5 protein-coding genes are annotated in these 6,918 nt (G+C 62.8%); 1 reads left to right on the forward strand and 4 read right to left on the reverse strand.

Annotated features, from left to right (window positions below; translation table 11 throughout):
• Positions 1 to 200 precede the first annotated feature (200 nt).
• Genes LIY45_RS30330 through LIY45_RS30345 form a run of 4 tightly spaced genes read right to left on the reverse strand, consistent with a single transcriptional unit; the run spans position 201 to position 5,162 of the window.
• On the reverse strand, positions 201 to 1,781 hold the full coding sequence (locus LIY45_RS30330) for an ABC transporter ATP-binding protein (protein WP_226478673.1): 1,581 nt from the start codon (positions 1,779 to 1,781) through the stop codon (positions 201 to 203).
• Positions 1,778 to 2,605, reverse strand: coding sequence for an ABC transporter permease (locus LIY45_RS30335; RefSeq protein ID WP_003210288.1), 828 nt, complete (start codon positions 2,603 to 2,605; stop codon positions 1,778 to 1,780). Before LIY45_RS30335 ends, LIY45_RS30330 begins: the two co-directional genes overlap by 4 nt.
• Positions 2,605 to 3,582, reverse strand: coding sequence for an ABC transporter permease (locus LIY45_RS30340; protein ID WP_226478675.1), 978 nt, complete (start codon positions 3,580 to 3,582; stop codon positions 2,605 to 2,607). The genes LIY45_RS30335 and LIY45_RS30340 overlap by 1 nt, the downstream gene beginning before the upstream one ends.
• On the reverse strand, positions 3,579 to 5,162 hold the full coding sequence (locus tag LIY45_RS30345; protein WP_226478676.1) for an ABC transporter substrate-binding protein: 1,584 nt from the start codon (positions 5,160 to 5,162) through the stop codon (positions 3,579 to 3,581). Before LIY45_RS30345 ends, LIY45_RS30340 begins: the two co-directional genes overlap by 4 nt.
• Before the next feature lie 339 nt (positions 5,163 to 5,501).
• Between LIY45_RS30345 and LIY45_RS30350 the strand changes: the two genes are divergently transcribed.
• Positions 5,502 to 6,854, forward strand: a complete 1,353-nt coding sequence (locus tag LIY45_RS30350) for a tetratricopeptide repeat protein (protein WP_226478678.1) — start codon at positions 5,502 to 5,504, stop codon at positions 6,852 to 6,854.
• Positions 6,855 to 6,918 lie beyond the last annotated feature (64 nt).

Raw genomic sequence — 6,918 nt, forward strand, 5'->3', positions numbered from 1 at the left:
ACGATAACGCGAACATCCTGATTCAACGCGGCGCTCTCAGGTTCTTCGCGAGCAAGCCCGCTCCCACATAAAGCGGCTCTGCTTTTGCTCTAACACTCAGGTCGCCTTTGCCGCTTTTGCAAAGTGACTCGCTGTAAGAGCGAAACCATAGGTGGCCGTTACCTGAATAACGGATATGCCCCCACCCCCCACCCCCCAAGTCAAATCGCCTCAGCCATCAACAACTCCCGCGTATACGGATGCCGCGCATCAGCAAACAGCGCCGCCGTCTCCCCCTGCTCCACCACCCTCCCCTGACGCATCACCGCAATCCGATCGCACAATCGCGCAGCCACCCGCAAGTCATGAGTAATAAACACAATGCTCAACCTGAACCGCCGCTGCAGCGACTCCAGCAACTCCAGAATCTGCACCTGGATCAGCGCATCAAGCGCCGACACACACTCATCAGCGATCAACACCTTAGGCTCCACCGCCAACGCCCGGGCGATCCCTATGCGCTGCCGTTGCCCCCCGGAAAACTCATGAGGAAACCGCTCAAACGCCGCTGCCGGCAACCCCACCAACCCCAGCAACTCACGGGCCCGCCGCTCGGCATCCGCCTTGGAAACCCCCTGCACCAAAGGCCCAGTCATAACAATCTGCCCCACCGTCTGCCGCGGATTGAGCGACGCAAACGGATCCTGGAAAATCATCTGCACATCACTGCGCAACGCTCGCAGCCGCCCTTCAGACAACCCCGCGACCTCCCGCCCCAACCACTCAATCCGCCCGCTGTCAGCACGCAGCAAACGCACCAGGCACCGACCCAGGGTCGACTTGCCCGACCCCGACTCCCCCACAATCCCCAACGTCTCGCCTTCACGCAACTGCAGCTGAACCGCATCCAACGCCTGAGTCGTACGCCGCCCCCACCAACCGCTGCGGCTGCGGAACACCTTGCCCAGCGCTTCGGCCTTCAGCACCATAGGGCCAGCCACCTGCGTACGTGGCACCAGCGGTTGCGCCGACACCGCCGCCAACAACTGCCGGGTGTAATCTTCCCGGGGCACACGCAACACCGCCGGGGCCGTGCCCTGCTCCACCACCCGGCCCTTTTCCAGCACCAGCACCCGGTCGGCAATCGCCTCGACCACGGCAAAGTCGTGGGTGATAAACAACAGTGCCATGCCCTTGTCCTGCTGGATCTTGCGCAGCAGGTCGAGAATCTGCGCCTGGGTGGTCACGTCCAGCGCCGAGGTCGGCTCATCGGCAATCAACAGCGCCGGATCAAACGCCAGGGCCATGGCGATCACCACCCGCTGACGCTGCCCGCCAGACAGTTCAAACGGATACGCCAGTCGCAAGCGCTCAGGGTCGGGCAAGCCGACATAACCGAGCAAATCCACCACTCGCTGACGCCGCACCCGTGCCGCCGCCACGCCATGGGCGCGCAGGGTTTCATCGATCTGTTGGCCCACCCGCAACAGTGGGTTGAGGGCGCTCATGGGCTCCTGGAACACCATGCTGATATCCCGCCCGCGCAGTTGGCGCATGGCCTCTTCGCTGCGGTCGGCCAGGTCTTCGTCGCGAAACACCAGGCGCCCGCTTTCCACCTTCAGCGGCTCCGGCAACTGGCGCAGCAAAGCCTTGGCCAGCATTGACTTCCCGGAACCGGATTCACCCACCACACACAAGCATTCGCCACTGCTCAGTTGCAGCGACAGGTCATACAGCGCATGGCTGCGATCCGCACCGGCCGGCAAGGCGATACGCAAATGTTCAACACTCAACAACGTCATAGCGACCTCCCGGGCTCAAAGGCCACACGCAAACCTTCACCGACTCGATTGACCGCCAGCACGCACAGCACAATCGCCAACCCCGGCAGAAAGCTCATCCACCAGGCGTCCCGCAGCAAGCCACGGGAGGCATTGATCATGTAGCCCCAGCTCATGGCTTCCGGGTCGCTCAAGCCGAGAAACGCCAGGGCCGCTTCGGTGAGGATCGCCGTGGCCATGACAAAGGTCATGGTCACCAGCAGCGGCGCCAGGGCGTTGGGCAGGATCTGCTGGGCGATGATCCCCAGCGGCGACTGCCCCAGCACCCGCGCGGCCTGCACGAATTCGCGCTGGCGCAGGGTCAGGAACTCACTGCGCACCAACCGCGCCACCGCCGGCCACGCTACGAGTGCGATGGCCAGCACGATGGAGAACAGGGACGGCTCAAGGATCGCCACCAGGATCACCGCCAGTACCAGTTGCGGAATGATCTGGAAGAACTCGGCAATGCGCATCAGCACACCGTCGAGCCAGCCACCGAAATAGCCGGCGACCGCGCCGACCAGCAGGCCCACCACCAGGGTCGCCAGGCTGGCCAGCGCCCCCACGGCCAGGGACACCCGCGCGCCGTACAGCAGGCCACTGGCGAGGTCGCGACCGAGCAGGTCACTGCCCAGCCAATGGGCCGGGTCGTGGAATGGCGCGAGCATCGGCTGGCTGTTCATCTCCCATGGCGAGCTGCTGGTCAGCCAGGGGGCGGCGATCGCCAACAGCGTCAGCAGCAGCAAAAACAGCGCACCGATCAACGCCGCAGGCTGGCGCACAAAACGTCGGAAAACCAGCATCAGCCTTGCACTCCTGCACCGATACGCGGGTCGAGAAAACGACAGATCACATCGGTCAACACGTTAAAGCCCACCACCAGAATCGAGATCACCAGGAAACCGCCCATCAACACGCCGTAGTCACGCTGGGCCAGCGAGTCGTACATCAAGCGACCAATCCCCGGCCAGGAATACACCACCTCCACCAGCAACGCGCCGCTGGCCAACTGGCCCAGTTGCAAACCGGCAAAGGTCACCACCGGCAACAGCGCATTGCGCAACACATGCACGTACAAAATCCGCCGCGGGTGCAGGCCCTTGGCGTGGGCGGTGCGCACGTATTCCTGGCCAAGGGCGTCGAGCACGGCGGCGCGGGTCAGGTGGATATACAAGGCGAGGAACAGCACGCTCAACGACACGCACGGCAGCAGCAGGTGCTTGAGCCGGTCGAGCAGGGAAAAGTCCTGTGCCACCGTTTCCATGCCAAACGCCGGCAACCAATCGAGGCTGACGGAGAACAACAGGATCAGCAGCATCGCCAGCCAGAATGGCGGCATCGCATACAGCAGCAATGCGCCGTGGGAGATCACGCCATCCAGCCAGTGATGCTTCTGTCGGGCCCGGGCGGCCAACGTCCCCAGGGTGACGCCAAGCACCGACGAGAGCAAAAATGCCGAGCCCATCAGGGCCAGTGTTGCCGGCAAGCGCTCGGCAATCAGCGACCACACCGAGGTCTGGTTGCGGTAGGAATAACCCAGGTCCAGATGGGCGATATTGCCCAGGTAGATCAGCAACTGCTGGAGCAACGGCTTGTCCAGGCCCATGGTCTGGCGCAGGTGTTCGATGAACTGCACATCGTCCACCCCCGCCTCGCCGGCCAACAGCAGCGCCGGGTCACCCGGCGCCAGGCGGATCAGTAAAAAGCCCAGCACCAGCACCGCCACAATCATCAACAGTGCCTTGAGCAGGCGACCGCTGAAATACAGCAACCCGTTCATGGTGCAGGCGCGTCGAGGTAGACGCTTTCGTAGTCTTCGTTAAGGCTGGTGGCGGTTTGCAGCAGGTTCTTCACCTCTTTGTGGAACAGTGTCGGGTAGCGCATTTCGAAGATCGGCGCGATCGGCAGGTCGGTGTTCAGCACGTTTTCCAACTGGCTATAGAGCCTGGTGCGTTCCGGGCCTTCCGGGGTGTTGGCGACCTGGGTCCACAGGGCATCGGCCTCGGGGCTGTTGTAGCCGCTGACGTTGGCAAATGGCGAAGTCTTGAGGATGTAGTCGGAGCGGTACAGGTAGGCGTTGGTCAGGTACGGGTCGCCGATCTGGAAGATGAAGTTGTAGGTCAGGTCGAAGTCCCAGTCGCTGACGCGCTGGAACCAGGTGGCGGCGTCGGACGTCACCACTTGTACCTTGAAGCCCAGCGGCTGCAGGGCTTGCTTGGTGTATTCGGCCAGGCGCTCCCAGGCACCGCCCTTCTCGCCGTTGAGCAGGCGAATCCGCACGGCGCCCACGTCCACGCCGGACTCGGCAATCAGCGTCTTGGCTTTTTTCACGTCATAGGTGTACTGCGGCAATTGCGGGTCGTGGTACGGCGAGGTGGACACGAACTGGCCGGGGGCAACCTTGCCCGAACCGAAGAAGATGTTGTCGACGATGAACTGGCGGTTCAGCGCATACAGGATCGCCTGGCGCACCTTGGGGTTGTTCAGCGGCGGCTTGCGGGTATTGATCTGCAGGAAGGCCAGGCCGGAATACAGCTCCCAGCCTTTTTCCGACGACTGCACGTCCGGCAAGGCGGTCAGGCGCTTGAGGTCGGAATAGTCGGCATCACCGCTGCGCAGCACCTGCACGTCGTTGCGCTCGAACGCCGCAGCGCGGGACGAGCCGTCCGGGATCACGTGGAAGATGATCGCATCCAGGTGTGGCAGGCCCTTTTTCCAGTAGTCGGGGTTCTTTGCCAGCTTGATATAGGCGCCGCGTTTCCACTCCACAAACACAAACGGGCCGGTGCCGACAGGCTTGAGGTTATAGGGGTTGTTACGAAAGTCAGTGTTCTCGTAGAGGTGCTTGGGCACCACAGGCCGCAGCCCGCTGCCCAGGGCCGAGAGCAACGGCGCGAAGGGTTTCTTGAGCTGGAACACCACCTGCAGCGGGTCCTTGGCGGTGATGCTGTCGACGTACTCGGTGAAGACCCCGCCCAGGCGCTTGTCCACTTCGGGGTAGAAGGTCTGGAAGCTGAACACCACGTCATCGGCGGTGAACGCGTGGCCGTCATGCCAGCGCACGTTGTCCTGCAAATCGAAGGTGTAGGTCAGGCCATCGGGGGAAACGGTCCAGGCCTTGGCCAATACCGGTTTGGGTTTCAGGTCGGTGTCGAAGGTCAGCAGGCCCTGGAGGATCTTGCCGCTGACGTACTGGGTGGACACGTGGCTGACCACGCCGTGCATCAGCGACGGCGGTTCGGGTTGGGCCACCAGGTTCAGCACCCCGCCGTCATGGGGTTGCGCCTGAGCGGTGCCGGCCAGCAGCACGGCGCCAAGTCCCAGGTATGAAAGGACACGGCGAAAAGATAAAGGGCGCATGGAGACTCCTTGGCTAAGGTTTTGTCAGGGATTTAGCAAGGGCTGTGCCATGGGGCGACGGGCCGCGTTTGCGGGCGTCGTAGACCTTGGCAGTGATGAAAAAACCACAGTGGCCGGGACGAGTGTGGAAAAAGCAACAGCCCGCCCTCTTGAGGAATGGTTGTGCGTAGCAGCTGCCGAGCCTTGGCGAGGCTGCGTCTGCGGTGTGTCAGGTATGCCGCCAACGCAGCCTCGACAAGGCTCGGCAGCTGCTACGGTAAGGTTTGAAGTTTGAGGGCCCCATCACTGGCACAAGGTTTGCCCGTCTAACCGCTATCTGAACCCATGAGTTTGAAGCGCATGTCACTGGATTACCTGGGCAACCCCATCGACACCCTCAACCCCGCCACCCGTCAGGGCCTGGATGATTTCGTCGGCGGTTTTCTCGGCTATCAGCCCCGTGCCGAGGGCATCCTCGCGGTCGCCGATGCCGACCCCGACTCAGCATTGGCCAACGGATTTGCCGGCCTGCTGCTGATGTTTATCGAGTCGCCCGAGGGCCCTGTGCTGGCCGAGAAGTACCGCCAGCGGGCGGCGGCGGTGAACTCCCGGCATCCCCGGGCGCTCGTGTATCTGCAAGTGCTGCAAGCCTGGATCAACGACGAGCTGGATGAAGTGCTGCGCCTCAGCGAGCATCTGCTGGATCTTTATCCGCGGGACCTGCTTGCGGCCAAGCTCAACCAGTACCTGGAATTCAACCGGGGCAACTGGCCGGCGCTGCTGCGGATCGGGTTGAAGGCCACCGCCGGCGCGCCGGATATCGCCCACAGTCACGGGCTACTGGCGTTTGCGTATGAGCAGTGTCATTTGCTGGAGGAAGCCAAGGCCAGTGCGCTTGAGGCGTTGCGGTTGCAGGCGTCCGAGCCATGGGCCCATCACGCATTGGCCCATGTGATGCTGACCCAGGGGCGTATCGAGGAAGGCATCGGGTTTCTGGAGAGCGTGAAGCAGCACTGGGACGGGCTTAACTCGTTCATGTACACCCATAACTGGTGGCATCTCGCGTTGTTTTATCTGGGGCGCGGGGAGGATCAGCGGGTGCTGGAGATTTATGACCGGCATGTGTGGGGGATCTTGCCGGAGTACTCCCAGGATCAGGTGGGCGCGGTGTCATTGCTGGCGCGGCTGGAGCTGGCCGGGATTGATGTGGGTGAGCGGTGGCAGGCGTTGGCGCCCTACCTGCAGCGTCGGGTTGGGGATGCGGTACAGCCGTTTTTGAGTGTGCAGTATTTGTATGGGTTGGCCCGGGCGGGCAAGCCTGAGGCGGATCAGTTGTTGGCGGCTTTGCGCAGGCACAGTGTGGAAGCGCGGCCGGTTTGGGGGGAAGTGACGTTGCCGTTGGCTGAGGGGTTGTTGGCGCATGCCCGGGGGGATGCCCGGCGGGCGTTGGAACAGCTGGGGATAGCGTTGCCGCGGCTGAATGAGATTGGCGGGAGTCATGCGCAGCGGGATTTGTTTGCGCAGGTGGAGCTGGATGCACGGTTGCGGGTTGGGGATTGGCTTGGGGCGCAGCAGACGCTGGAATTGCGCCGGCGGTATGACGGGCTGGATGTGCCGACGAATCGGGCTTTGGTGGTGGTGTATGAGGCTTTGGGGTTGCCTGGGGAGGCGCTGCGGGCGCGGGCGCGGATTGGGGGGATATCCGTTATTTAGGTGATGGCTTGTATCGGTTCCGCTTTTGCCCCACCACTCGGCACCTCGCTTCGGCCAGCGTGGT

The sequence above is a fragment of the Pseudomonas sp. MWU16-30323 genome (assembly GCF_020515595.1).
Classification (GTDB): domain Bacteria; phylum Pseudomonadota; class Gammaproteobacteria; order Pseudomonadales; family Pseudomonadaceae; genus Aquipseudomonas; species Aquipseudomonas yamanorum.